Consider the following 23590-nt stretch of genomic DNA (forward strand, 5'->3'; position numbering starts at 1 on the left):
CGGGAACACGCTCTCGCGCGCTCAAAACCGGTCGCGTCCACGCGAGCCCGACCCTAAACTCGTCCGCGCGATGAACGACGACACCTTCCTTACCCACGTGGCCGACACCCTGGCCGCGCTTCCCGCGGTGCACGCCGTCACCCTCGGCGGGTCGCGCGCGCAGGGCACCCACGACCCCGGCAGCGACTGGGATTTCGCCGTCTACTACCGCGGCGGCTTCGACCCGGCGGACCTGCGGGCCGTCGGCTGGGACGGCGAGGTCTCCGAACTCGGCGCGTGGGGCGGCGGCGTGTTCAACGGCGGTGCCTGGCTCACGATCGACGGCAGGCACGTCGACGTCCACTACCGCGACCTCGGCTCCGTCGAGCACCATCTCGCCGAGGCGCGGGAAGGCCGGTTTCACTGGGAACCGCTGATGTTCCACCTCGCGGGCGTCCCGAGCTACCTGCCCGTCGCCGAACTCGCGGTCAACCGCGTGCTGCGCGGCGACCTGCCGCGGCCGGACTACCCGGAAGCGTTGCGGGAAACAGCACCGGCGATGTGGCGAGGCCGCGCCGGCCTGACCTTGCGGTACACCCGCGGCGCCTTCGTCCCGCGCGGGCAGGCCACGGAGGTCGCGGGCGCGCTGGCCACCGCCGCGATGGAGACCGCGCACGCGATCCTCGCGGCCCGCGGCGAGTGGGTCACCAACGAGAAAAGGCTGCTGCTGCGGGCCGGATTGCGCGAGATCGACACGGTCGTCGCGGGTTTGCGCTCGGATCCGGACGCCCTCGCCAAGGCGGTGGACGACGCGGAAACGCTGTTCCGCGCGGCTGTGGCGCGCGTCACGGAATGACGGGCGATCTTCAGCGCTACAGAGAGATAAGACCCGTTCCGCACCAAGGGAGTGACATGTCCGCCACCGCCACGCCGGAAGAAACCGCTCTGGCCGTCCCCGCGCTCGACGACTTCGACTTCCCGCTCACCGATGGTGCCGCGTGCCGCATCGACGACCCGGACTGCGAAGCCTGCCAGTAGGGCTGCCGACCCGAGTACGTAAAGGGCCCCTTCTCTGCGCCTGACGCAAGGAAGGGGCCCTTCATGCACTCGGGGGCGTGGCGACCGGTGTCGCGAAAGCCACTTTCGGGACGTCTGATGTCCCGAAAGTGGCTTTCGCGACATCCGCAACGGCACCCGAGGGCCCCGCACGCCACCGCCGGACGGCTCACTCGCGTGTTGCGAAAGTGGCTTTCGCAACACGCGACCAGGCGTCAGTTCACTCGCCCGTCCACGGCCGCCACGATGAGCGCGGCGCACCGCTTGACCGGCAGGCCCCGTTCCCGCGCCATCGCTTCGAGGGCCGCCTGCGCGGCTCGCCCGTGCAAACCTTCCGCGGCGAGCACCTTCAACGCCAGCTCGACGACGTCGGCGGCCGGCAGGGAATCGGATCGGACCAGCATCGAAGACCTCCGGCTCACTCGGCGGACGGCAGCGGGTACCCGTCCCGCGCCGTGTTCACACCTCACCGTGAAGAGTGACGATCCCTCCGGTCGTCGACGGCGGACCGCCGGACCTGTTCGGTGTGCATGCCGATCTCACCCAGCCGTTCGGCGAAGCCGGTGTGCTCGCGGGGCAGATGGGCGCGCAGGTCGGCCAGCGGCGCCAGGAGACCGGTGACGTCGTCCTCGCCGAGCACCGCGTTCAGCCGTTCGGCGCTTTCCCTTGCCTTGGCGTTCAACCCGTCGAGCGCGCCCGCCTGGCCTGCCAGCTGCCGCAGGATGGCCGAGTTGCGCCGCGCCCACTCGGCCACCGCGCGATCACCCGCCCGCCGGTCGCGTTCCGCGTCGACCCGCGCCTCCCCGGTGCTCTCGCCGCCGTCGGACGGCCGCAACCGCAGGAACCGCCGCTCCGCCGCCTGACGGCTCGCGACCCCCAGCGCGGGGGCGAGCGCCGTCCAGCTGGTGCCGCCCGCGCGAGCGGCCGCGATCAGCTCCGGCTCCCAAGCGGCCAATTGCTCGCGGACGGCCTTCAACGCGGTCAGCGCCGCCAGGACCCGCTCCGGCTCCGCGACACCGGAACGGGCCTCGGCCACCACGTCGCGCACGCTGCGCACGGTCAGGGTGGGGTCTTCGTCCATGGTTGTCATCCAATCGACGACTTGGTGGTTGTCATCGTTTCGATGACATGTTAGAACAGTAGTGCGTGTTGACACCAGAGACGACGACCCAGGAGGTGGAACCCGATGTTGATGCGCACCGACCCGTTCCGCGAACTGGACAGGCTGACCCAGCACATGTTCGGCGCCGCGAATCCGGGCACCTGGTCCAAGCCGGCCACCATGCCGATGGACGCGTACCGCGAAGGCGACGAGTTCGTCGTCTGCTTCGACCTCCCCGGCGTCTCCGCCGACGCGATCGAGCTGGACGTCGAGCGCAACGTCCTGACCGTCAAGGCGGAGCGGCGGCCGTTCGCCGGGAAGGACGTCCAGATGCAGGTCTCCGAACGTCCGCTCGGCGTCTTCTCCCGCCAGCTGTTCCTCGGCGACGCGCTCGACACCGACAACATCGCGGCCGGCTACGAAGCGGGCGTGCTGACCCTGCGCATCCCGATCGCCGAGAAGGCCAAGCCCCGGCGCATCGAAATCACCGGTTCCGCGTCCGACCGCAAGGAGATCCAGGCCTGAGTGTCCCGTCCGGTGCGGGCCCGCGCCCGCACCGGACGAGGCCGGGGAAGAAGGGAAGTCCTCGTTGCTCACCATGCCTGTCCGTCACCCGCACACCCGCGACGCCGTGTGGGGGTATCTCGCCGAAGTCACCGAGGTCCTCGGCGTCGGCCTCGAATCCTGCACCGTCGACCACGACAGCCCCGTCTCGGCGTACGTCGCGCTCGACGAGCGGCTCCCCACCCATCCGGAGCGCGACGTCGCCCTGCTGTGGGACGAGATCCACGGCTGGGCCGTGGCGATCGAGACCCACTCCGGCGAGGATCTCATCGTTCTCCGTTACCTCGGCGGGAAGACCGCCACCCCGCGCCCGGCCCAGGTCGCGCGTTTCCTCAAGGCCGTCCGCGAGGACGACCACAGCGTCGGGCAGCTCACTCCGCCGGAATTCGGCGTCGTGCCCGCCTCTCACGAGTGACCGCGGCTCGCGTCGGGTACCTCCGAAGGGCTTCGACCCGGAAGGAGTGAGCCGTGACCAGGATCGGCCTGCTGTACCCGACGCGGGACTGCGGTGAGGACGATTTCCTCGCCCTGGCGGGAAAACTGAGCCCGGATCTGGCCGTGGACTTCGCCTACGTCCCGTGGGGAGACGACATCGGCCGCGTCGAAGACCTCGACGCGGCCGGAAAACACGAGGCCGTCCGCGAACTCGGCGCACCGGACCGTCTCGTGGCCGCCGCACGGTTCGATACGGCGCCGGACGTCGTCAGCTGGGCCTGCTCCAGTTGCAGCTTCACGCGCGGCCTCGACGGCGCGCTCGAACAGTCGCGTGTGCTCGGCGAGCGGCTCGGCGTTCCCGCGCGCAGCACCTCGTTGGCGTACCTCACCGCGCTCGCCCACCTGGGCGCCGGGCGCGTGGCGCTCGCCTCGGTCTATCACCGCGACACGACCGCGACCTTCGCCGATTTCCTCGCGGAGGCGGGTGTCTCCACCGTTCGTTCGGTCTCCGCCGACGCGCCTTCGGACCGGGCGCTCGCGGCCTGGGACGGCGACCGCATCACCGCCCTCGCCGCGGCGGCCGACCACGACGAGGCCGAGGCGCTGCTGATCCCCGAAACGGCCCTGCACACGACGCCGTTGCTCGAAGACCTCGAAACGGCCCTCGGCAAACCCGTCCTGACGGCCACCGCCGTCACCCTCTGGGATTCCTTGCACGCACTGGGGACCCCGCCGATCCGGCCGGGGCTCGGCGCGTTGTTCAGCCGCTGAGCCTGCCGCGCAGATCCTGCAGGATCTTCGTGAGCAGCCGGGAAACGTGCATCTGGGAGATCCCGATGCGTTCGGCGATCTGCGACTGGGTCATCCCCTCGAAGAACCGCATCGTGACGATCGCCCGCTCCCGCTCCGGCAGCTTTTCGAGCAGCGGGACCACGGTGTGCCGATCCTCGATGTGCTCGAAGCGGGAATCCAGTTCTCCCACCACATCGGACAGCGGAAGCGAACCATCGCCGTCGTTGACCGGCCGGTCGAGGGACGACGTCTGGTAGCTGTTCGCGGCGAGCAGGCCTTCGCGGACGGTGTCGACGTGCACGTCGAGATGCCCGGCGAGTTCGGTGGGGGTCGGCGCGCGGCCGAGGGTCTGGGTCAGTTCCGTGGTCGCCCGCGAAAGCCGGGTGCGCAGTTCCTGCATCCCGCGCGGGACGTGGACCGCCCAGCCGGTGTCACGGAAGAACCGCCGCACCTCGCCCATCACCGTCGGCACCGCGTACGCGAGGAATTCCCCGCCCTGCCCCGGATCGAACCGGTCCACGGCCTTCATGAGGCCGATCCGCGCCACTTGGATCAGGTCTTCCCGCGGCTGTCCTCGTCCGCTGAACCGGACGGCGATGTGCTCGGCGATCGGCAGCAGTTCGAGGATCAGGCGTTCCCGAAGACGCCCCCGTTCCGGGTGACCGGCGGGCAGGGCCGCCATCTCGTCGAAAAGGGGACGGCAATGGGAGTAATCGTCCTTGCGCCTCGTACGGCGGGCGCGAGGAGCCGGCATCACGTCCTCCCGCAGGACGACGTGATCGATGTCTTCCATGAGCGACGTAGCGTTCACCAAAGTCACCTCTCCCCGTGTCGCCGTACCGATACCCGGCCCGCGGAATCGGTAAACATCGCCCCTGCCCTGGACGGGTGATCTTGCGATTGACCGGCGGGGCGAACGGGTATCCGCAGGTCACGAGCGAAGGAGGAACCGTGCCTGAACAGAGCTGGAGCGACAAACGCGAACGTCAGTACGAGCACATCAAGTCCTCTCAGAAGAAACGCGGCGCGAGCACCGGCCGCGCCGAGGAGATCGCCGCCCGCACGGTGAACAAGAACCGCGCCCAGTCCGGTGAATCCAAGACCGCGAGCAAGAGCTCGACCAAGGACAAGTCGCCGCAGAAACGCGGTGGCGAACGGTCCGGCAACCGGAAGGGTCCCGGCGGGCCGACCAAGGACCAGCTCTACAACGAAGCGAAGAAGCGCAACATCAAGGGCCGGTCCAGCATGACCAAGAAGGAACTGCAGAACGCGCTCGGCCGCTGATCGGAGACAGGATGGACCACTCGCGCGCACCGGTGCTGGAAGCCATCGACGCCTACCGCCGCGCGGGCGGGCTCGCCTTCACCCCACCGGGTCACAAACAGGGCCGCGGCGCGGATCCGCGCGTGCTGGACCTGCTCGGCCGTGACGCGTTCGCGTCGGATCTGCTCACCCTCAACGGTTTGGACGACCGCAGGATGTCCCGCGGCATCCTCAGCCAGGCACAGGAACTGATGGCCGACGCGGTGGACGCCGAGCACACCTTCTTCTCCACCTGCGGGAGCTCACTCTCGGTCAAGAGCGCCATGCTCGCCGTCGCCGGGCCGGGTGAACGGCTCCTGGTGTCCCGCAACGCCCACAAATCGGTCGTCGCCGGGCTGGTGATCAGCGGTGTGCACCCGGTCTGGGTCCGCCCCCGATACGACGAGGAGCACCATCTCGCGCATCCTCCCGGCCCGGAGGAGGTCGAGGCCGCGCTGGCGGACGCGCCCGATGTCAAGGGCATGTTGCTGATCACCCCGACCGACTACGGCACCTGCGCCGACATCCGCGGTGTCGCCCGCGCCTGCCATGCGGTGGACAAGCCGCTGATCGTCGACGAGGCGTGGGGCGCCCACTACCCGTTCCACGACGACCTGCCGACCTGGGCGATGGACGGCGAAGCCGACCTCTGCGTGACGAGCACGCACAAGATGGGCGGCGGGCTCGAACAGGCGTCGGTGTTCCACCTGCAGGGCGAGCGGGTCTCCCCCGACGTGCTCAAGGCCAGGGAGGATCTTCTCGGCACCACGAGCACCTCCGCCCTGCTGTACGCCTCCCTCGACGGCTGGCGCAGGCAGATGGTCGAGCACGGCGAGGAACTGCTGGGCGACGCGCTCGCGTTGGCCGCCCGCGTGCGGGCGAAGATCGAAGACATCCCCGGGCTGCACGCGCTCGCCGCGGAATTCCACCCGCTCGCGTTCGAACACGACCCCCTCAAGATCGTGATCGACGTCGCCGGGCTCGGCATCACCGGTTACCAGGCGGCCGACCATCTCGCCGAACGTCATCTGCACACCGGGCTGTCCGACCACCGGCGGATCGCGGTGCAGATCACCCACGCCGACGACGAGGAGACGGTGTCCGCCCTGGTACGCGGCCTGCGCGGGCTGACCCGCCACGATTTCGAGCGGCGGCCGGCGGTCGACCTGCCCTCCGCCGCCGAACTGACCCTGGAGATGCGGATGCTGCCCCGCGACGCGTTCTTCGCCGACGCCGAGCATGTGCCGCTCGACAAGGCCGAGGGCCGCGTGAGCGCCGAGATGGTCAGCCCCTACCCGCCGGGCGTGCCGGCGATCGCGCCCGGTGAGGTGTTCACCGACGCGATCATCGATTATCTCCACACCGGCGTCCGCTCCGGCATGTTCATCTACGATGCCGCCGATCCCGAACTGGGCACTGTCCGCGTCGTCGCTTAGGCGTCGGCCACCTTCAAGGTGGGCAACAGCCCGGTGAGCTCCAGTGCCCGGCGCAGGACCTTGGACGGCGCGAGACTCAGGTCGATCCCGGCTTCCTGGCAGTGACGATTCAGCTGCACCAGCACGGAAAGGCCCGAGGAATCACAGAAGCCGACGCCGGTCATGTCGATCACCGCGGCGTCTGGGGCATCGGCCAGCAGCTCGAAGAGCTCGGCGCGGAGCCGGGAACTGGTCGCGATGTCGATGTCGCCCGCCACCTCGACGGTGATCGCTGCTTCCGAGCGGGCCGCCTCGACCACGACGAGAGGAACGGCTTGCCCGGCTTCGGTATCGATCGCCATTCCTCGACGGTAGAAGGGCGCGGACGGGACCGCAACCGTCGCACCGGGACGGTCCGCTCCGGACGAAGGCGGGCTATCCTCGCCGTATGGCCTGCCGTATCACCGAACTCATCCTCGACTGCGCCGACCCGGTCCGGATGGCGGCCTTCTGGTGCGAAGTGCTCGGATACGTCGAAATCGGCAAGGACGGCGAAGACATCGAGATCGGGCCGCCCGGTGTCGGCTTCGGCGGACCTCAGCCGACGTTGATCCTGAGCCGCAGCGACGATCCGAAGCCGGGCAAGCTGCCCCTGCACATCGACGTGAACCCCACCGACCGCGATCAGGACGCGGAACTGGAGCGGCTGCTCGCCGCCGGGGCGCGGCCCGCCGACGTCGGCCAGACGGGGGAAGAGTCGTGGCATGTGCTCGCCGACCCCGAGGGAAACGTGTTCTGCCTGCTCCGGGCAAGGGTCGACCCCTGAGGCACTGTCCACATCGGACTCTCGATTGGCGGCTGACGCCGCAGGGTACCCGGTGAGGGACGGCGGACACGAGTGGATGGTCAGTGATGGCGGACGAACGACTGTGGCAGCGTGACAAGGCCGGCTTCGGCTCCGGCGAGAGCCCGTCCTCGGGCCCGCTGGCCGAGCAGTTCGTCGAGCTCACGCGCCTGCTGCTGGCGGCCTCGACGCCCGCCCAGGTCCTGGAGCAGGTCGTCGACGCCGCGTACCGGGTCGTCCCGGGCGCGGACCTGGTGTCGGTCACCCTGCGCGCCCCGGACGGAACCTTCCACACCCCCGTCTGGACCGGTGAAGTGGCGCTGGCGCTCGACCAGGTGCAGTACCGCGCGGGTACGGGGCCGTGCGTCGACGCCGCCGACAGCGAAAGCCCCGGTTACATCCGCAGCGAGGACCTGAAGGCGGAGAAGCGGTGGCCGGACTTCTCGCAGGCCGCCGTGCGGGAGGGTTACACCGCGATCCTGTCCACCGTGATGGTGCCCGACGCGCCCCCGCCGAGGGTGCCCGGCGCGCTGAACATCTACAGCCGCCGCCCCGGCGCGCTCGATTCGCGCGCACAGGACACCGCGTTGCTGCTCGCGACCCACGGCTCGCTCGCGCTGGCGGCCACGAAAGCCGTGAGCCGGGCGGAGCTGGAGGCGAGCCATCTCCGGCGGGCCGTCGAATCGCGTGACGTCATCGGGCAGGCGAAGGGGATCCTCATGCAACGCCGCGGCCTGACCGCCGACGAGGCCTTCGACCTGCTACGCCGCACCTCGCAGGACCTCAACGTCAAACTCGCCGAACTCGCCCGCACCCTCGCCACCCGGCACACCGAACTCGACGTTCCGTGAAGCGCGTGAAGGCCCCCTTCCCTCGGCTGAGCCGAGGGAAGGGGGCCCTCACGCGCAAGGACCTCAGGCGAGGTCGAACCGGTCCAGTTCCATGACCTTGGTCCAGGCCTTGGCGAAGTCGGCGGCGAACCGCTCGCGCGCGGCCTGCCCCGCGTAGACCTCGGACAGCGCCCTCAGCTGGGAGTTCGAGCCGAAGACGAGGTCGACCGCGGTGGCCGTCCACTTCACGTCGTCCGTGGTGACGTCACGGATCTCGTAGACGTTCTCCTCGGACTCCGACACCTTCCACCTGGTCCCCGGCGAGAGGAGGTTGGTGAAGAAGTCGTTGGTGAGCACGCCCGGCCGGTCGGTGAAGACCCCGTGGCGGGTGTCGCCGGCGGTGATCCCGAGCGAACGCAGGCCGCCGACGAGGACGGTCATCTCCGGGGCGGTCAGGTCGAGCATGTAGGCGCGCTCGACGAGCAGGACCTCCGGCTGCAGCTTCTCCTCGGGACGCAGGTGGTTGCGGAACCCGTCGGCACGCGGTTCGAGCAGCTTGAACGACTCGACGTCGGTGTCCTCCTGCGTGGCGTCGGTGCGGCCGGGGTGGAACGCCACGCTCACCTCGGTGCCGGCGTCGCGCGCGGCCTTCTCGACGGCGGCCGTGCCCGCCAGCACGATCAGGTCGGCCAGCGAGATCTTGGCGCCACCGGCGTCGTTGAACTCGCGCTGGATGCCTTCCAGCGTCGCCAGGACGCTCCTGAGCTCCTCCGGCCGGTTGACCTCCCAGTCACGCTGGGGCGCCAGGCGGATCCGGGCACCGTTCGCGCCGCCGCGTTTGTCGGTGGACCGGAAGCTCGCCGCGGAGGCCCACGCCGTGCCGGCCAGCTGGGCGACCGTGAGCCCGGATTCGAGCACCTTCGCCTTGAGGGCGGCGATGTCGGCGTCCCCCACGAGCTCGTGGTCGACCTCCGGCACCGGGTCCTGCCACAGCTGCGGTTCGGGGACCCACGGGCCAAGGAAGCGGCTGACCGGGCCCATGTCGCGGTGCAGCAGCTTGTACCAGGCCTTGGCGAAGGCGAGGGCGAACTCGTCCGGGTTCTCCAGGAAGCGGCGCGAGATTTTCTCGTACGCCGGGTCGACGCGCAGCGCCAGATCCGTCGTGAGCATGGTCGGCTTGTGCTTCTTGGCCGGGTCGTGCGCGTCCGGGATGATCGCCTCGGCGTCCTTGGCGACGTACTGCTTCGCGCCGCCGGGGCTCGTGGTGAGCTCCCATTCGTAGCCGAAGAGGATCTCGAAGAACCGGTTGCTCCACTGCGTCGGCTTGTCGGTCCACGTCACTTCGAGACCGCTGGTGATCGTGTCGGCGCCCTTGCCGCTGCCGTGGGTGCTCAGCCAGCCGAGGCCCTGCGTCTCGATCGGGGCGGCTTCGGGCTCCGGGCCGACGTGGTCGTCGGCGATACCGGCGCCGTGGGTCTTGCCGAAGGTGTGCCCGCCGGCGATGAGCGCGACGGTCTCCTCGTCGTTCATCGCCATCCTGGCGAAGGTCTCCCGGATGAAATGCGCCGCCGCGGCCGGGTCCGCGTTGCCGCGGGGCCCCTCGGGGTTGACGTAGATGAGCCCCATCTCGGTCGCGCCGACGTCGGGCACCATCTCGGAGTCGCTGGCGTAGCGCTCGTCACCCAGCCAGGTGTCTTCCGGACCCCAGAAGATCTCCTCGGGCTCCCAGGTGTCCACCCGGCCGAAGCCGAAGCCGAAGGTCTTGAACCCCATCGATTCCAGCGCGACGTTCCCGGCGAGCACGAGCAGGTCGGCCCAGGAGATCTGCTGGCCGTACTTCTCCTTGACCGGCCACAGCAGCCGCCGCGCCTTGTCGAGGTTGGCGTTGTCGGGCCAGCTGTTGAGCGGGGCGAAGCGCTGCGCGCCGTCTCCGGCGCCACCACGGCCGTCGTGGATGCGGTAGGTGCCCGCGGCGTGCCAGCTCATCCGGATCATCAGGCCGCCGTAGTGGCCGAAGTCGGCGGGCCACCAGTCCTGCGAGGTGGTGAGCACCTCGACGATGTCCCGTTTGAGGGCCTCGACGTCGAGTTTGGCGAATTCCTTGGCGTAGCTGAAGTTCTCACCGAGGGGGTTGGCCTTCGGCGAGTGGGCGTGCAGCACCGACAGATCGAGCTGGTTGGGCCACCAGTCCTTGTTGGTGCGCGGGCGGCCGCCCGTCTTCGGCGTCGGCGAATCGATCGCCGGGTTCTCGCTCTCGCTACCGTGCGCGGTCACGGAGTCGTGGGCCACGGGGCAGCCCTTCTCCGGGGTGTCACTCATTTCTTTCCTTCCGGGCAGGCGATTTCATCGCTGGACGGGTTCGGCCGCGCAACCGGGGCACAGGCCCCAGTAGACGACCTCCGCCTCGTCGATCACGAACCCGTGATCGCCCGAGGCGGTGAGACAGGGGGCATGGCCGACGGCGCAGTCGACGTCCGCGATCGCACCGCAGGACCGGCAGACGACATGGTGGTGGTTGTCCCCCACCCGGGTCTCGTAACGGGCGAGCGCGCCCGCCGGCTGGATACGCCGGATCAGCCCGGTTTCGGTGAGCGCCCGCAACACGTCGTAGACCGCCTGGTGGGAGACCGTGGGAAGGTCGGCCCGCACCAGCGCTATCACCGTTTCGGTGTCGACGTGCGGATGATCGCGCAGCGCGGCGAGCACGGCCAGCCGGGGCCGAGTCACGCGCAGCGAAACCGCTCGCAGCTGTGCCTCGAAGTCGGACATCACCATGGACCCTAAGAGCGTCTTTGGAACCGGTCAAATCAAGGCCCCCCGAGGAGTGACGGCCGGTTTCGGAGGGGGCGGCTCCGGGTAGCCGGAGGAAGGCCATGACTTGCGTGAGGTGAGTTCATGACAACGACCGGAAAAGGCGGACCGCCGGGTCGCATCGGCACCACCGACGTCGAATGTCTCGAAAACGCCGTCGACGTCCTGCGCGCGCTGGACTACCGGCAGGGCGGCGCCTTTTCCCACGACGCGGTGCACGTCGTGAAATCGGTCAGCCTGCTGCTCAATTGGGGTTCGGTGCCCGGCGCGCTGCGCCCGCGGCTGCTGACCGTGCTCGCCGATCTGCACAATCTGCTCGGCTGGACGGAATTCGACATCGGCCGCCGGATCCCGGCGCGGATCCGGTTCGACCGCGCGCTCGGCCTCGCCGCCGAAGCGGGGAACGACAATCTCGTCGCCAACATCCGGTACCGCCTCGGCAGGCTGGCCCTGCACCACGACGACCTCGAGGACGGGCTGAGCCAGCTCCGGCACGGCCAGGCCGCGGCCGAGCGGTCCGGATCCCGGCGGGCGCGGGCGATCCTGACCGTCAACGAGGCGTGGGCACTGGCCAAGACCGGCGACGAACGCGCCACCCTCGCGTGCCTCGCGCGGGCGGAATGCCAGTTCGAGAGCGCGGAAACCTGGGCACCCGCGCACCCATGGGAAGCCTTCTTCGGCACCACGGACATGGCCGCGATGCGAGGGACCGTCCTGACCGAACTGGCCAGGACGGTCGCCTCACGCCACAGCGACGAGGCGATCGCGCGGCTACGCGACGCCGTCGACGGCTACGGCGCGGAAATGTCCCGCAGCCTGGCGCTCACCTTGATCATGCTCGCGCAGAACCACGCGCTCCAAGGCGATTTCGACGAAGCCGTCCGCACCGGCTCCGAAGCGCTGGACCTGGCACGCGGCCTCGGTTCCATCCGCACCAAGGACCGGCTCGGGCCGCTGGCGGCGCTCCTGCGCGGGCACGCGACCGACCCCGCCTCCCGCGATCTGCTCCACCGGATCGACCGCTACCGCGCCGAACCAGGCCCGTGAGCGGCGAACCGCCGTGCGAGCAGCGCCGCCGTCGCCGCGAAACCGAGGCACAGCCCGGTCCAGACACCCCAGCCGCCCCAGCCGAACACGTAGGCGCACAAGAACATCGCGGGCACACCCACCGCCCAGTAACCGACGAGGGTGCAGCGGAGCCCTGAAACGGTGTCGCCGAGGCCGCGCAGCAAACCGACGAGGATGTTCTGGGTCCCCTTGCTGTACTGCTGCGCGATGGCGAACACCAGCAGTGCCGACGCCGTGCCGAGCACCACCGTGTCGGCCTCGTCGTGCAGGAACGGCCACAACAGCGCTTCCGGCACCACCAGGTACGCCAGGCTCACCACCGCCATCAGCGACCAGGAGAGGGTGAACGCCTGGCGGGCGATCACCGGCGCCCGCCCGTGATCGCCGTGGGCGACCGCGCGACTGACCAGAATGGACGATCCCTGCGACAGCCCGATGTTCGCCTGGTAGACGATGTACGCGAGCTGGTTCGCGACGTTCGACGCGGCGAGCATCGCCGGGCCGAAGGCGCCCATCAGCATGGTCGCGATCGAGGTGATCGCGGCCTCCGACCCGTAGGTGAAACAGATCGGCGTCCCGTGCCGGACGATCCGCCGGACCACCACCGGATCCGCGCGCCAGAGCGCGAGCGACACCATGGGGCGCAGCGAGGGATCCCGCCGGACGGCCGAGGCGAACACGGCGAGTGTGAAGAACTGGACCAGCGTCGTCGCCAGCCCGATCCCGGCGACGCCCAGCTCCGGCAACCCCGCCCAGCCGTAGATGAAGGCCGCGTTGAGGGCGGCGTTGACCGCGATCGACACCAGTGTCACGGCGAGGAGCGAACCCGGACGCCGCAGCCCGACGGCGAACTGGCGCACCACGTTCAGCCACACCATGGGGAACAGCCCGCCCGCCAGCGCGAACATCATCGCCCTGGCGAGCGACACGATCTCCGGCTTCTGCCCGAGCAACGGCAGCGCGGCCGCCAGTCCACAAAGGACGGCCGCGCCCGCCGCCGCGGTCAGCGTCGCGACGAGCAACGCCGACCGCAGGAGCGACCGGATCTCGTCCCGCGCCCGCTCGTCGAGTTCCCCGGTGCCGGTGCGGAGTTCCCCCGCCCCGGCCGCCGTGGCCACGAGATTCCCGACGCCGGTGACCATGCCGACGCACATGGTGCGGATCTGGTTGTAGAGCAGGATCGCCAGCCCGCCCGCCGCCACCGCGGTCACGCCGAGCAGCCCGAGCATGGCCAGGTCGACGCTGGTGAGCGCCACCTGCGCCAGCTGGATCCCCGCGATCGGCGCGGCCAGCGCGACGAGCGCGCGGTAGCCGCGGGTCTCCACCGCCGTGCTCATACGCCCACCGCCACCGGCGCCGGGCGAGCCGTCCGGTCGCGGGTAGCCGCGCGCACGGACGCGGCGTAGGTGGCGAACCAGCGCTCCATCCGGCGGTGGGCCAGTTCGTCGAGCACTCCCCTGGCCCGCAGCCATTCGTCGTCGTAGACCGAGTCGAGGTACTTCTCCCCCGCGTCGTTGCACAGCACCACGACGACGCTTCCGGCCGGATACGCGTAGAGCCGCCGGAGCGCGACGTGGATCGCGCCGCCGGTGGTCCCGCCGACCAGGACGCCCGTGCGCCTGGCGACGACGCGGGCCCCGGCGAAGGCGTCGCTGTCGGACACCCGGTGGGCTTCGTCGATCACCGACCGGTCGACGTTGTCCCCGACCGGGAAACCGGCCGGGCTGCCCGCCCCGGTCTGGTGGTAGATCCCCGGCGCGCCGCCGAAGATGATCGAGCCGACGGGTTCGACCGCGACCGCGCGGGTGCCCGCCCCCGCCGCGCGCAGGGAACGCGCCGTCCCGCACAGGGAGCCGCCGGTGCCGATCGCCGCGACGAGCACGTCGACGTCGCCGAGCTGGCCGATGAGTTCCCGCGCCAGCCCGGCGTACCCGTTGCCATTGCCGGGATGGTTGTGCTGATCGGGATGGTAGGCCCCGTTTTCCGCGGCGATCCGGGCCGCGACGAGCCGCCGCTGGACCGAGCCGACCCCGCCGTCCGGCGGGTTCTCGACGAACACCAGTTCCGCGCCGAGGGCGCGCAGCATCCGGAGCTTCTCCTTGGCGGCGTGGTGGTCGACCACGGCCGTGAACCGGTAGCCGCGTTCCAGCGCCACCAGGGCGAGCCCGTTGCCGGTGTTGCCGGAGGTGGGTTCGACGATATGCCCGCCCGGCCGCAGCCGCCCTTCGAGTTCCGCCTCGTCGATCATCTGCCTGGCCATGCGCACCTTGCACGAGCCGGTCGGGTTGAGGTGGTCGAGTTTGAGCAGGAGGCGCGTCCCGGTGCCGGTGCGCGCGAGCTCCAGCAGCGGCGTGTTCCCGATCAGCTCGGACGCGCGCTGGACGATCGTCATCGGATCTCCTGGATCGGGTAGTCGGTGTCGACGTGCCAGCGGTCGCCGTCGGTCACCACCTTCGGGGGAAGGGGAAGCTGATGGAAGCCGCTCTCGTTCTTGTCCATCTGGTAGCCGGCCGTGTTGGGGTACACGAGCAGATCGCCGGTCCTCGGCCGGACGGGCAGCTCCACCGCGCGCCAGGTCAGCACGTCGTACTCCATGCAGCTCGAACCGGCGACGACGGTGCGCACCGGCCCACCGTCCGTGGCTTCCCGGCGTACGAGAACCGGATCGGGCAGGAACTCGCTGCCCTTCCACTGTTCGGACAGGCTCATGGACAGACCGGCGACCGTGGTGATCAGGTGGCCTTCGGCCGGTTTGCAGCCCAGCACCGGGAAGACCGAGAACCCGGCGCCGTCGACGAGGGCACGCCCCGGTTCGAGCAGCAGCTCGATCCCGGCCGCGCGCAGCCGCTCCGCGAGCGGTTTCCCGGCGATCTCGTGGCGCAGGATCGCCGTCACCATGGCCGCCCCGGCCGGCGCCTGGTGGTACGGATAGGTCTTCGACGGATTGCGGCCGGCGTGGAACCAGCCGTCGTTCCTGCCGGACTCGAACCGCGCCCAGTCCCCGGCATCCACATAGGACACCGCGATCCCGCCACCGATGCTGATCTTCGACGCGGGCTGCCCGAACGCGCGGGCGTCCTGGCACAGATCGATCAGGTACGCGGCCAGTTCCGCCCGCGGCACGGGATCGTAACCGTCGAGATGGAACGAGAAACCGCGCAGGACGACCGATTCGGCGCACTGCCGCACGGCCGTTTTCAAGGCGTCGGGAGCGAAGCCGAACCGGCTCTCCGGCGCGGACGGCGGCCGCACCCGCAGCAGCACCTGGGCCGTCTCCCCGAGCTCGGCGGCCATGCGCGCGACGCGTTCCAGCTCGTCGGCCGCGTCCACCGCGAGCAGGCAGCGGTGCCGCAGGGCGAGCCAGAGGAGGCCGTCCGGTTTGGCGGCGCCGGTGACCCCGATCGATTCGCCGCGCAGACCGTTTCCGAGGGCGTGCACCAGTTCGGGCACGCTCGCGACGTCGACGCCCGTGCCGGGCCGGACGCATTCCCGCAGCCACGCCGCCGCTTTGTTGGCCTTCTTTCCGTAGTAGACGGTGCCTTCGACGCGCTCGGCGGCGAGCGCCGCGACCATTCCTTCGAGGTTCCCGGCGAAAGTCGCCGGATGTATCACGTGGAACGGCCCGCCGCCGACGGCGCGCGCGATCTCCCACAGGGTCTCCGAGTCACGCAGTCGCGGCGCCCAAGGGCGTTCGAGCGCGGGCAGGGGCGGGGAAAGAGTGTCGATCAGGTCCACAGGGCCACCTCGCGGCCGCGGCCCGCCGCGATGGCGCGGGCGGCCAGCGCGTGCGCCACCGGGATGTCGGTGATGATCATGCCACTGCTGAAGGCGAACACCCGGTCTTCGTCGCCGCGACGGCCGGGCGCGCGACCGGCGAGGATCTCCGGCAGTTCGGCGTCGATCCGGAACACGCCGTCCGGGCCCGCCATCCGCTGTCCGGTCACCTCGACCTGCGCGCCGCTGGTGGCCACGGTGTAGTCCGCTTCGGCGAGCGTGCCCTCCTGGACCCCCTTGCTGGCGACCGAGATCAGCAGCCCGCCCGGCGGCAGCCAGCCGAGCCGGATCTTCGGGTGGGCCGCGCGGCCCGACGCCGCGACCACGATGTCGGCCTCGCGCGCCGCGGCCTCCACGTCGTCGACGAGTTCGACCTCGCGGTCGGGGAACCGTTCCTTCACCGCGGCGACGCTGTCGCGCAGGCCGTCGGGATGCGTGCCGAACAACCGCAGCCGCTCCAGTTCCGGCAACGCGGTGAGCAGGTACGGCAGCGTCCGGATCCCCTGCGCGCCGGTGCCGACCATGAGCGCGGATCGCGCGCCGGGCCGGGCACAGGACCGCGCGATCAGCGCGGTGCTCGCGGGCGTTCGGGTGGCGCCGACGCGGTGGCAGTCCATGAGCGCGAACGGCATTCCCGTGGTGTCGTCGTACAGGGTGATCGTCGTGTAGTACTTCTCGGCCGACGTGCTGCCCTGGCGGTAACTCGTCTTGAACGCGGCCTGTTCGAGGGAGCCGTCGTAGCCGAGCATCGAGTACGCGACGGCGTCCCGCGCGGGATCCGGCATCGGCACCATCAGCTTCGCCGGGTTCCGCGAGGCTCCGGACGCGTAGGCCAGGTAGCCGTCTTCGACCATCGTGATCGCCTCGTCCGGGGTGAGTTCGAGGTTGTGCAGATCCGAGCGCGTGAGAATGTGCAGCGAGGGACCGGAGCTCATGAACGATCGACCTTTCTCGTGGGAAGGTGGCGCGCCGCAGCTTAATGAAAACGATTGTCTTTTTCGTTGAGTGTGGCACTTGTCACGCTAAGCTGGCAACCGTGAGTGGGCCTTGGAGCGCTTCGGAAAGCCGTTCGCGCGCGGAAGAAGTCCGGCATCTGAACGCGATCAGCCATCTCGCGTCGGAAGACGGCGCACCGGGGACGGGCGGTCCGCTCAGCGGTATCCCGTTGGTGGTCAAGGACAACATCCACGTCGCCGGCATGCCGAACACCGCGGGCACACCGGCGCTGGCGCACCACGTTCCGCGCGAGCACGCGGAGGTGGTCCGGCGCCTGGCCGACGCGGGCGCCGTGATCGTCGGCAAGGCGGCCATGCACGAACTCGCGTTCGGCATCACCTGCGACACGACCCCGCTCGGCCCGGTGCGCAACGCCAGCGACCCGTCCCGGTTCGCCGGGGGCAGCAGCGGCGGGACCGCGGTCGCCGTCGCGGCGGGCATCGTTCCGGCGGGCCTGGCGACCGACACCGGAGGTTCGGTGCGGGTTCCCGCCGCGCTCAACGGCGTTTGCGGTTTCCGGCCGACCTCGGGCCGCTATCCGTCCGGCGGCATGACCCCGTTGAGCACCACCCGGGACACGGCCGGGCCGATCGCCCGCACGGTCGCCGATCTCGCCCTTCTCGACGCGGTGCTCGCGGGCGAGGAGCCGGAACCGTTGGTCGAGCGCTCACCGATCCGGCTGGGCGTTCCGCACGGCTTCTTGACCGGCGATCTGGCCGAAGAGGTCGAAGAACTGTGGGACGCCGCGCTCGCCCGCCTGCGTTCGGCGGGTGCCGACCTGGTGCCGATCGACGACACGCCCCTCGCCGAACTCGTCGCCGACCAGGGAATGCCGCTGGTGATCCACGAAGCGGGCGTCGCGCTCCGGTCCTATCTCGCCGAATACGTGCCCGACGTCTCGTTCGAGCGCCTCGTCGCCGAGGTCGCCGCCGCCGACGTCCGGGCGATCTTCGCCGAGGCGGTCGTACCGGGTGTCGGGCCGGGCGTCTACGAGGCGGCCCTCGCCAACCGCTCCGCGTTGCGCGACACGTACGCGAAGATCTTCGCGGACAACGGGATCGACGCGCTGGCCTTCCCCACCACCCCCGCGACGGCCCGGGATTTCTCGGCCGTCGAGGAATTCGTCCACCGCGGGCGCGCGGTCCCGACCTTCCCGACCTTCATCCGTAATTGCCAGCCCGGCAGTATCGCGGGCTACCCGGGATTGACCGTCCCGATGGGGCGCGACCGCGACGGCCTGCCAGCCGGACTGGCCCTCGACGGTTCGGCAGGCGAAGACCGGAAACTGCTGGCGGCCGGGGCTTTCGTCGAGCGGGTGCTGGGCGCGAGCTAGGCGGCCGCGTCGCGAAAGCCACTTTCGGGACATCAGAGGTCTCGAAAGTGGCTTTCGCGACACCGGCCACGAGACCCGGCGGCATCCCTCAGGAGTCGAGCACCCGCCGCATACCGACGGTCCCGGGAGCCGTCTCGACGAACCCGTGCCGTTTGTACAGCCGCCACCCGGGCGGGTCGCCGAGCAGATTGACGTACGCGCCCGGAGCCGCGGCGTCGATCTCGGCGAGCAGAGCCGCGAGGACGGCGTCCCCGATACCGCGCCGCTGATGCGCGGGGAGGACCGCCATGTCGACGATGTGGAAGTACCACCCGCCGTCGCTGATCACCCGGCCCATCCCGACCGTCTCACCGGTGGGCCGGTGGATCACCTTGACCGAGGCCCAGGCACCGCCGGCCCCACGTTCGGCCTGTTCCCGAGGCGGTTCGCTGAGCCCCGCCTCGCGGCGCAACCGCAGGTAGTCGTCGACCGGCGGCGAGCCCGCTTCCAGGCGGTAGGAGTCGTCCATGGTCGATCACCCCTTATCCGAGCCGACGGCGTTGCACCCGGCGCGTGCGATCGTAGACTGTGCCACTGACGGCGACAGGAAGAAGTACCGGTGATGACAGGCCGACGGCGCTGGACCAGCGACGACATCCTCGACGCGGCAGGCAAACTCCTGGAGGGCGGCGACGCGGAGGCGTTCAGCGTGCGCAAGCTCGCCGCGGTGCTCGGCACCGATTCCTCCAGTCTGTACCGGCATTTCCGGAACAAGGCCGAACTCCTGCGCGCCGTCGCGGACCGCGCCCTCCTCACCGCCATGGAGGGCTACAGCCCCGAAGGCGACTGGAAAAAGTGCGTCACCGACATCGCGTTCCGGCTCCGCGACGTCTTCGCCCGCCGGCCCCAGATCGCCACCGTCTGGGGGCGCTACGCCTCGGGCGGCAGCGGATCGCGCGCCGTACTGGAAGCGCTGCTCCAGGCGTTGCGCTCGTCGGGCCTGCCCGACGAGCGCCTTCCCGTCCACTGCCACCGGATCGCGGTTCTCGTGACCGCGCTGATCTCCGCCGACGGCGGGATCAGCACCCTCGCCACGGAGGATCGCGAGCACGGCCTGGAATCGTTCCGGGTCGCCGTGCTCGGGGCCGACCCGGAACAGTTCCCCGCGGTGGCCCATTTCGCCCGTGAGATCCGCCCGCTCGGAACCGACCGCCGGGACGCCTACGCGGACATCCTCGCCGCGCACCTCGATCAGATCGAGGTCGAAGCGAGTGCCTCGCGCAGGAATTCGGATATCTCCGCCTGAGCGGCCCCGGCCTGCGGCTCCACCCCGGGCAGCGTCAGGAATCCGTGCCTGGCTCCCGGATATTCGGACAGCCGGACCTCGGTCCCGGCTTCACGCAGCCGTTGCGCGTAGCGGCGGCCGTGGTCGGCGAGCGCGTCACGGGTGGGCACCACCACGAGCGCCGGCGGGAGCCCACTCAAGTCGTCGAAGCGGACGGGCGACCACTCGCGGGCGTCGACTCCCGGCGGAGCCGAAAGCCGTTGGACGAGCTGGAGTTGAGGCAGTGCCCGGGTCGGGCGGTAGGCGTACTCGGCGATCGAGGGATAGTCGTACATCGACTCGGTCACGTCGACCGCCGGATTGACCAGCACCTGCGCCCTGAGCCGCGGCCCGGCTTCCCTGGACCGGACGGCGGTGAGCGCGCTGATCAGCCCTCCGTAGCTCTCGCCGACCACGGCCACCCGTTCCGGGTCGACACCCCATTCCCCGGCGTGGCGCACCACGTGCACGAGCGTGTCCCAGCCGTCGCCCGCCGCGTCCGGGAGCGCAATGCCCGGCGCGGCAAGACGATGCTCGACCGAAACCACCACCGCGGGCAGCCGCGCGGCGAGGATGCTGTTGGGCCAATCGCATTGCACCGCGGTGCCGACGAAGCAACCTCCGTGGACGTGGACCACGAGAGGCAGGGCGACGTCGCCGCCGACGGCCGGGCGGTACACCCGGACCGGCAGATCGCGGCCGGGCAACGCGATCATCCGCCAGTCGATCAGGGCGCTGTCGTCCGGTTCCCCGAGGAACGCCCGGGCCGCCTTCGACGCCCGTGCCCGGTTTTCCGCTTCACGATAGGCGATCAGCTCCTCGGTCGTGATCGTCGAAAAGTCCGGCTCCGGCGGCCGTAGCCCGGCGGCGATCTCGTCGGTCATCTCTTCCGCTCCCCTCCCGGCGTCACGCCGGATTCGTCTTCGCATGGCCTGTCCGCCATTATGCACGCGGTGCGTGCAACGGCAAGCGCATCACCGATCGGGCGTGCTACGAAGTGACGGTGCCGGGTCGTCCCAACGACGGAGGTAGGCGGCCGCGTGCGGTGACAGGCTCGATACCATGAGTCACCAAACGTCGGCAGTCGCCGCCGCGCGGCAATCCCGTGGCGGCCGGATCTCCTCCCTGGACCTGCTCCGAGGCGTGGCGATACTCGGCACGTTCGGCACGAACGTGTTCCTGTTCGCGCATCCCGGCGGGCCGGCCGGTTTCTTCCAGGACTTCGTCGGCACCGCGACGACCTTCGCGGAGCGGGCCGAAGTCGGCTTACGCGTGCTGACCAACGGCAAATTCCTCGCGCTGCTGACGATCCTGTTCGGCGTCGGCCTGGAACTGCAGTACCAGTCCGCCCGCCGGCGCGGCGCTCCCTGGCCCGGCAGGTACCCGCTCCGGGCGGGAATCCTGTTCCTGGAAGGGGTCGCGCACTTCTTGCTCGTGTTCGAAGGCGACGTCCTGATGGCCTACGGGCTCACCTCGCTGCTCGTGGCGTACCTCGTCGGCCGGAGCGATCGGGTCGTGCGGAACGTCGTCGTCGTGGTGGGCGGCGTGTACGTGACGCTGGTGCTCGCCGCGACCGCGTTGCTCGTCGCCACCCCGGAGGCCGCCGGAGAACCCGTCCCGGTCGACCCCTCCGAGACCGCGAGCTGGCCCGCCCAGGTCGCCGCCCGGCTGGACGATTTCTTCTTGCTGCGAGCGGAGATCGTGCTGATCGTGCCCTCCGCCGTCGTCCTGTTCCTGCTCGGTTCCCGCCTCCGCAGGGCAGGCGTTTTCGACGACACCGACAAGGGAGCGCGGCTCCGCTCGCGCCTGCTCGTGCTCGGCTTCGCCGTCGGCCTGCCGCTGAACGTGCTGACCGGGTTCAGTGGCCCGGACTGGCTGCTCGTCGACCGGTACCTCTTGCCCCCGCTCGTCGCCCTGGGCCTGCTCGCCCTGGTCACCCACCTCAGCCTCCGGATGCGCGAGCGGCCCGGGGCTGTCCGAAGTGGACTGATCGCGGTCGGCCGCACCGCGCTCTCCTGTTACGTCCTCCAGAACCTGCTGGCCGGCGCCCTGTGCTACGGCTGGGGTCTCGGCCTCGCCGAACGTTTCGCGGACGTCCGTCCATGGTGGATCGTCGGCCTCTGGGCCTTCGTGGGGCTGGTGAACGTCGCCTTCGCCGCCCTGTGGCTCCGGCGGTTCGACCGCGGCCCGCTCGAACTGCTCATGCATCGCCTCTACACGCGATGACGGCTCACCGCGCGGCGGTCCCGAGGATGCGGAACGTGTCCGGTTCGCCCCCCGTGGTGGCCGTCGATGCCCTCCGCACGAAGACCCTCCGCGCGGTGAACTGGGCACCGGAAGGAATCGACGGTGCGGCGAAGGAGAACCGATGAAGATCACCCCGGGCAGGGTCACACATCAGTACGAGGGGGAGCTGGTGGTGTTCCACATCGGCATGACGTTCAACCGGTGGTGGCGGCCCGATCTCTGGCTTCCGGTCTTCTTCGCCATGCCGGCGATGATGCGCGAACTCGCCGAAGACCCGGACTCCGGACTGCTCGGCTACGAGTTCCTGTTCAACCGCAGAGGGCCGTTCGCCGTGCAGTACTGGTCGTCGGCCGACAAGCTCTACGCCTACGCGTCCGCCGGGTCGCTGAGCCACCGGCCGGCATGGACGAGGTTCAACGCGATGGCGAGGAAACACCCGGAGGCGGTGGGAGTCTGGCACGAGACCTTCGTCGTCGAGCGTGCCGAAAGCATGTTCGTCGGGACGCCCGCCATGGGGCTGCCCAAAGCGACGAAGACCGTCCCCGTCGAGAAGCGACACCACCGTGCCCGCACGCGTCTTGCGGACGGCGCCACCGCGCTGCCGTCAAGCGCGGAGGATCGGCTGTGCCAGGCCGGTTGACCTCGGTGGTCAGGTCTCGCCGGCCGGACATCCGTCGCCCGAGGTGCGGGCGGCAAGGGGTGCCCGGCCGGTCCAACGCCGGTAAGCACGGCGGAACTCGCGTCCATCGCTGAAGCCGACTTCGGCGGCCACGGCCGAGATCGCCAGGGTGGAATGCCTGAGCAGCGCGGTCGCGTGCCGCTCGCGGACACGGTCGCGGATGGCGGCGAAACTCTCGCCCGCCTCGGCGAGCTGCCGTCGCAAGGTGCGTTCGCTGATGTGCATCTGCGCGGCGATGTCGGCCATGGTGAGCGGGCGGTGGAGGTGCGCCTTCAGCAGTCCTTCCACCGCGGCGACGACTCCGGGCCTGGTCCGCTCCGGCGCGATCAGGCTCCGGCACACCGCGAGAGCCGTCCGCAGCGTCGGTTCGTGATGTGTGGGGATCGGCACTGGCAAGACGTCGGAACCGAGCACCAGCCGGTCGGCGTCGGCGTCGAAGTGCACCGGGCAACGGAAGAACCGCTGGTATCGGGCGGCATGGGCCGGCGGGCGGTAGGAGAGGAACACCCGGGTGGGCGTCCAGGTCTCACCGAGGACGGAGCGCAGGAACGCGATGGTGCTGGCGAACGCCTCCTCGGCGAGGAACGGCAGCAGGACGGGGTCCGGCCAACGCTCCCGGAGATACAGTTCGATCTCGTCGCCGTCCCAGCCCTCCGCGGTGAAGTCGGCGAGGCTGCCGGAAGCCCGGTGCAGTTCGTCGACCACCCGGAACGCGTCGCCGACGGTCGCGGACGATCTCATCGCCACGCCGACGAAGCCGAAGGACAGCAACGCGTCGCGAGCTCCGACCTCGAGACCGAGAGGACGGCCGGGCATCGCCGCGACGGCCCTGCGGAGCACCGTCCTGGCTTGCTCCAACGACACGCGGACATCGACGTCGTCGAGGAGACCGGGTTCGAGCCCGGTCCCCGAGAACCAGGTCGGGACCGGGAGTCCGGCTCGCCTGCCGATCGCCACGACCGCGCTCAGCAGCGTCGGCGGGATGGCCGCGTCAGCGGGTGTCATCGACGAGCCGTTCCCGCCACGGTGCCCCCGTTTCCCCTCTTCGTCGCCGTGTCAC

27 protein-coding genes are annotated in these 23590 nt (G+C 70.3%); 14 read left to right on the forward strand and 13 right to left on the reverse strand.

Annotated features, from left to right (window positions below):
- Window positions 1-70 precede the first annotated feature (70 nt).
- The gene (locus tag ACZ1DY_RS32910; RefSeq protein ID WP_465481972.1) at window positions 71-835 is read left to right on the forward strand and encodes a nucleotidyltransferase domain-containing protein; all 765 of its coding nucleotides are present in this window, start codon (window positions 71-73) and stop codon (window positions 833-835) included.
- A 56-nt stretch (window positions 836-891) separates the two neighbouring features.
- The gene (locus ACZ1DY_RS32915; protein ID WP_007031507.1) at window positions 892-1017 is read left to right on the forward strand and encodes a hypothetical protein; all 126 of its coding nucleotides are present in this window, start codon (window positions 892-894) and stop codon (window positions 1015-1017) included.
- A 233-nt stretch (window positions 1018-1250) separates the two neighbouring features.
- Here ACZ1DY_RS32915 and ACZ1DY_RS32920 read toward each other — a convergent pair whose 3' ends face one another.
- Window positions 1251-1439: a hypothetical protein gene (locus tag ACZ1DY_RS32920; protein ID WP_257485010.1), complete on the reverse strand. Its 189-nt coding sequence runs from the start codon at window positions 1437-1439 to the stop codon at window positions 1251-1253.
- A gap of 62 nt (window positions 1440-1501) precedes the next feature.
- On the reverse strand, window positions 1502-2116 hold the full coding sequence (locus tag ACZ1DY_RS32925) for an HSP18 transcriptional regulator (RefSeq protein ID WP_257485009.1): 615 nt from the start codon (window positions 2114-2116) through the stop codon (window positions 1502-1504).
- A 105-nt stretch (window positions 2117-2221) separates the two neighbouring features.
- Between ACZ1DY_RS32925 and ACZ1DY_RS32930 the strand changes: the two genes are divergently transcribed.
- The 3 genes from ACZ1DY_RS32930 to ACZ1DY_RS32940 all read left to right on the forward strand — a co-directional run bounded on the left by ACZ1DY_RS32930 (window position 2222) and on the right by ACZ1DY_RS32940 (window position 3907).
- Window positions 2222-2662, forward strand: a complete 441-nt coding sequence (locus ACZ1DY_RS32930) for an Hsp20/alpha crystallin family protein (protein ID WP_257485008.1) — start codon at window positions 2222-2224, stop codon at window positions 2660-2662.
- 73 nt (window positions 2663-2735) lie between these two features.
- A complete protein-coding gene (locus ACZ1DY_RS32935; protein ID WP_257485007.1) occupies window positions 2736-3116 on the forward strand; it encodes a DUF6292 family protein in 381 nt (126 codons plus the stop codon).
- 53 nt (window positions 3117-3169) lie between these two features.
- Window positions 3170-3907 carry a maleate cis-trans isomerase family protein gene (locus tag ACZ1DY_RS32940; protein WP_465481973.1) on the forward strand — a complete coding sequence of 246 codons (738 nt, stop codon included), beginning with the start codon at window positions 3170-3172 and terminating at the stop codon, window positions 3905-3907.
- Here ACZ1DY_RS32940 and ACZ1DY_RS32945 read toward each other — a convergent pair.
- On the reverse strand, window positions 3897-4682 hold the full coding sequence (locus tag ACZ1DY_RS32945; protein ID WP_465485740.1) for a SigB/SigF/SigG family RNA polymerase sigma factor: 786 nt from the start codon (window positions 4680-4682) through the stop codon (window positions 3897-3899). The two genes, ACZ1DY_RS32940 and ACZ1DY_RS32945, sit on opposite strands and share 11 nt — an antisense overlap.
- 197 nt (window positions 4683-4879) lie before the next feature.
- Between ACZ1DY_RS32945 and ACZ1DY_RS32950 the strand changes: the two genes are divergently transcribed.
- On the forward strand, window positions 4880-5212 hold the full coding sequence (locus ACZ1DY_RS32950; RefSeq protein WP_126734424.1) for a plasmid stabilization protein: 333 nt from the start codon (window positions 4880-4882) through the stop codon (window positions 5210-5212).
- A gap of 11 nt (window positions 5213-5223) precedes the next feature.
- Window positions 5224-6666, forward strand: a complete 1443-nt coding sequence (locus tag ACZ1DY_RS32955; protein WP_465481974.1) for an aminotransferase class I/II-fold pyridoxal phosphate-dependent enzyme — start codon at window positions 5224-5226, stop codon at window positions 6664-6666.
- Here the strand turns inward: ACZ1DY_RS32955 and ACZ1DY_RS32960 are convergent.
- Window positions 6663-7007, reverse strand: a complete 345-nt coding sequence (locus ACZ1DY_RS32960; protein ID WP_465481975.1) for an STAS domain-containing protein — start codon at window positions 7005-7007, stop codon at window positions 6663-6665. The genes ACZ1DY_RS32955 and ACZ1DY_RS32960 overlap by 4 nt on opposite strands.
- An 86-nt stretch (window positions 7008-7093) precedes the next feature.
- On the opposite strand from ACZ1DY_RS32960, the gene ACZ1DY_RS32965 reads away from it, so the two are divergent.
- Together ACZ1DY_RS32965 and ACZ1DY_RS32970 are read left to right on the forward strand one after the other, a co-directional pair.
- On the forward strand, window positions 7094-7471 hold the full coding sequence (locus tag ACZ1DY_RS32965; RefSeq protein WP_126734427.1) for a VOC family protein: 378 nt from the start codon (window positions 7094-7096) through the stop codon (window positions 7469-7471).
- Between the two features lie 86 nt (window positions 7472-7557).
- On the forward strand, window positions 7558-8340 hold the full coding sequence (locus tag ACZ1DY_RS32970; protein WP_465481976.1) for an ANTAR domain-containing protein: 783 nt from the start codon (window positions 7558-7560) through the stop codon (window positions 8338-8340).
- A 63-nt stretch (window positions 8341-8403) separates the two neighbouring features.
- On the opposite strand, the gene katG is transcribed toward ACZ1DY_RS32970, so the two are convergent.
- Window positions 8404-10638: a catalase/peroxidase HPI gene (katG, locus tag ACZ1DY_RS32975; RefSeq protein ID WP_465481977.1), complete on the reverse strand. Its 2235-nt coding sequence runs from the start codon at window positions 10636-10638 to the stop codon at window positions 8404-8406.
- A 24-nt stretch (window positions 10639-10662) separates the two neighbouring features.
- Entirely contained in the window at window positions 10663-11088 is a 426-nt protein-coding gene (locus ACZ1DY_RS32980) for a Fur family transcriptional regulator (protein ID WP_126734430.1), read from the reverse strand.
- Window positions 11089-11214: 126 nt separating this feature from the next.
- Here ACZ1DY_RS32980 and ACZ1DY_RS32985 point away from each other — a divergent pair, with 126 nt between their 5' ends.
- On the forward strand, window positions 11215-12177 hold the full coding sequence (locus ACZ1DY_RS32985; protein ID WP_257485002.1) for a hypothetical protein: 963 nt from the start codon (window positions 11215-11217) through the stop codon (window positions 12175-12177).
- Here the strand turns inward: ACZ1DY_RS32985 and ACZ1DY_RS32990 are convergent.
- The 4 genes from ACZ1DY_RS32990 to ACZ1DY_RS33005 are packed head-to-tail and all read right to left on the reverse strand — an operon-like array spanning window position 12153 to window position 16907.
- On the reverse strand, window positions 12153-13535 hold the full coding sequence (locus tag ACZ1DY_RS32990; RefSeq protein WP_257485001.1) for an MATE family efflux transporter: 1383 nt from the start codon (window positions 13533-13535) through the stop codon (window positions 12153-12155). The two genes, ACZ1DY_RS32985 and ACZ1DY_RS32990, sit on opposite strands and share 25 nt — an antisense overlap.
- Entirely contained in the window at window positions 13532-14590 is a 1059-nt protein-coding gene (locus ACZ1DY_RS32995) for a PLP-dependent cysteine synthase family protein (protein WP_126734433.1), read from the reverse strand. Before ACZ1DY_RS32995 ends, ACZ1DY_RS32990 begins: the two co-directional genes overlap by 4 nt.
- On the reverse strand, window positions 14587-15933 hold the full coding sequence (locus ACZ1DY_RS33000) for a type III PLP-dependent enzyme domain-containing protein (protein ID WP_465481978.1): 1347 nt from the start codon (window positions 15931-15933) through the stop codon (window positions 14587-14589). The genes ACZ1DY_RS32995 and ACZ1DY_RS33000 overlap by 4 nt, the downstream gene beginning before the upstream one ends.
- Window positions 15924-16907, reverse strand: coding sequence for an ornithine cyclodeaminase (locus ACZ1DY_RS33005; protein WP_126734435.1), 984 nt, complete (start codon window positions 16905-16907; stop codon window positions 15924-15926). The genes ACZ1DY_RS33000 and ACZ1DY_RS33005 overlap by 10 nt, the downstream gene beginning before the upstream one ends.
- A gap of 101 nt (window positions 16908-17008) precedes the next feature.
- Between ACZ1DY_RS33005 and ACZ1DY_RS33010 the strand changes: the two genes are divergently transcribed.
- Window positions 17009-18301, forward strand: coding sequence for an amidase family protein (locus ACZ1DY_RS33010; RefSeq protein WP_465481979.1), 1293 nt, complete (start codon window positions 17009-17011; stop codon window positions 18299-18301).
- A gap of 88 nt (window positions 18302-18389) precedes the next feature.
- Here ACZ1DY_RS33010 and ACZ1DY_RS33015 read toward each other — a convergent pair whose 3' ends face one another.
- Window positions 18390-18809 carry a GNAT family N-acetyltransferase gene (locus ACZ1DY_RS33015; RefSeq protein WP_465481980.1) on the reverse strand — a complete coding sequence of 140 codons (420 nt, stop codon included), beginning with the start codon at window positions 18807-18809 and terminating at the stop codon, window positions 18390-18392.
- 93 nt (window positions 18810-18902) lie between these two features.
- Here ACZ1DY_RS33015 and ACZ1DY_RS33020 point away from each other — a divergent pair, with 93 nt between their 5' ends.
- Window positions 18903-19586, forward strand: a complete 684-nt coding sequence (locus tag ACZ1DY_RS33020) for a TetR/AcrR family transcriptional regulator (RefSeq protein ID WP_192742850.1) — start codon at window positions 18903-18905, stop codon at window positions 19584-19586.
- Here ACZ1DY_RS33020 and ACZ1DY_RS33025 read toward each other — a convergent pair.
- On the reverse strand, window positions 19532-20488 hold the full coding sequence (locus ACZ1DY_RS33025; protein ID WP_465481981.1) for an alpha/beta hydrolase: 957 nt from the start codon (window positions 20486-20488) through the stop codon (window positions 19532-19534). The two genes, ACZ1DY_RS33020 and ACZ1DY_RS33025, sit on opposite strands and share 55 nt — an antisense overlap.
- Window positions 20489-20666: 178 nt before the next feature.
- Here ACZ1DY_RS33025 and ACZ1DY_RS33030 point away from each other — a divergent pair, with 178 nt between their 5' ends.
- Together ACZ1DY_RS33030 and ACZ1DY_RS33035 are read left to right on the forward strand one after the other, a co-directional pair.
- The gene (locus tag ACZ1DY_RS33030; RefSeq protein ID WP_465481982.1) at window positions 20667-21830 is read left to right on the forward strand and encodes a DUF418 domain-containing protein; all 1164 of its coding nucleotides are present in this window, start codon (window positions 20667-20669) and stop codon (window positions 21828-21830) included.
- Between the two features lie 142 nt (window positions 21831-21972).
- Window positions 21973-22491, forward strand: coding sequence for a DUF4188 domain-containing protein (locus ACZ1DY_RS33035; RefSeq protein ID WP_465481983.1), 519 nt, complete (start codon window positions 21973-21975; stop codon window positions 22489-22491).
- 9 nt (window positions 22492-22500) lie between these two features.
- Here the strand turns inward: ACZ1DY_RS33035 and ACZ1DY_RS33040 are convergent, their stop codons facing one another.
- Entirely contained in the window at window positions 22501-23535 is a 1035-nt protein-coding gene (locus ACZ1DY_RS33040) for an AraC family transcriptional regulator (RefSeq protein ID WP_465481984.1), read from the reverse strand.
- Between the last annotated feature and the right edge of the window lie 55 nt (window positions 23536-23590).

Source organism: Amycolatopsis sp. PSD-21, assembly GCF_055561455.1.